The 1798-nt window shown below is 53.8% G+C and carries 1 rRNA gene; it reads left to right on the top strand.

The annotated features are described in order from the left end of the window. Positions 1-250 precede the first annotated feature (250 nt). Positions 251-1783: ribosomal RNA gene (locus tag G3N99_RS40015) — 16S ribosomal RNA — on the top strand. Positions 1784-1798: the final 15 nt, after the last annotated feature.

Raw genomic sequence — 1798 nt, 5'->3', positions numbered from 1 at the left:
ATAATCTCGCTTCTCTGCTGCTGAAAACGCAGCGCTGCTGAGAAACACGAAGTTCCTCGCAGAATGCTCTTTAAAAATTAACAGCCGATAAGTGTGGGCGCTTGATGGAAGCGAGCTGATCCTCGGATCAGATAGCGAAAGTATCAAGAGTCTCACACTAAAGTAAGTCAGGTTTATGAAGCAATTCATATTCCTGTCAGCTTTGAGTGAGCGACCGGTTCTTAACTGAACCGAAAACAGTAACAGGTTTAAACTGAAGAGTTTGATCCTGGCTCAGATTGAACGCTGGCGGCATGCCTTACACATGCAAGTCGAACGGCAGCACGGGTGCTTGCACCTGGTGGCGAGTGGCGAACGGGTGAGTAATACATCGGAACATGTCCTGTAGTGGGGGATAGCCCGGCGAAAGCCGGATTAATACCGCATACGATCTACGGATGAAAGCGGGGGACCTTCGGGCCTCGCGCTATAGGGTTGGCCGATGGCTGATTAGCTAGTTGGTGGGGTAAAGGCCTACCAAGGCGACGATCAGTAGCTGGTCTGAGAGGACGACCAGCCACACTGGGACTGAGACACGGCCCAGACTCCTACGGGAGGCAGCAGTGGGGAATTTTGGACAATGGGCGAAAGCCTGATCCAGCAATGCCGCGTGTGTGAAGAAGGCCTTCGGGTTGTAAAGCACTTTTGTCCGGAAAGAAATCCTTGGCTCTAATACAGTCGGGGGATGACGGTACCGGAAGAATAAGCACCGGCTAACTACGTGCCAGCAGCCGCGGTAATACGTAGGGTGCGAGCGTTAATCGGAATTACTGGGCGTAAAGCGTGCGCAGGCGGTTTGCTAAGACCGATGTGAAATCCCCGGGCTCAACCTGGGAACTGCATTGGTGACTGGCAGGCTAGAGTATGGCAGAGGGGGGTAGAATTCCACGTGTAGCAGTGAAATGCGTAGAGATGTGGAGGAATACCGATGGCGAAGGCAGCCCCCTGGGCCAATACTGACGCTCATGCACGAAAGCGTGGGGAGCAAACAGGATTAGATACCCTGGTAGTCCACGCCCTAAACGATGTCAACTAGTTGTTGGGGATTCATTTCCTTAGTAACGTAGCTAACGCGTGAAGTTGACCGCCTGGGGAGTACGGTCGCAAGATTAAAACTCAAAGGAATTGACGGGGACCCGCACAAGCGGTGGATGATGTGGATTAATTCGATGCAACGCGAAAAACCTTACCTACCCTTGACATGGTCGGAATCCCGCTGAGAGGTGGGAGTGCTCGAAAGAGAACCGGCGCACAGGTGCTGCATGGCTGTCGTCAGCTCGTGTCGTGAGATGTTGGGTTAAGTCCCGCAACGAGCGCAACCCTTGTCCTTAGTTGCTACGCAAGAGCACTCTAAGGAGACTGCCGGTGACAAACCGGAGGAAGGTGGGGATGACGTCAAGTCCTCATGGCCCTTATGGGTAGGGCTTCACACGTCATACAATGGTCGGAACAGAGGGTCGCCAACCCGCGAGGGGGAGCTAATCCCAGAAAACCGATCGTAGTCCGGATCGCACTCTGCAACTCGAGTGCGTGAAGCTGGAATCGCTAGTAATCGCGGATCAGCATGCCGCGGTGAATACGTTCCCGGGTCTTGTACACACCGCCCGTCACACCATGGGAGTGGGTTTTACCAGAAGTGGCTAGTCTAACCGCAAGGAGGACGGTCACCACGGTAGGATTCATGACTGGGGTGAAGTCGTAACAAGGTAGCCGTATCGGAAGGTGCGGCTGGATCACCTCCTTTCCAGAGCTATCTCGC

The sequence above is a fragment of the Burkholderia sp. Ac-20392 genome (assembly GCF_017104585.1).
GTDB lineage: Bacteria > Pseudomonadota > Gammaproteobacteria > Burkholderiales > Burkholderiaceae > Burkholderia > Burkholderia lata.
This window is presented reverse-complemented; position numbering and strand designations above follow the sequence as displayed.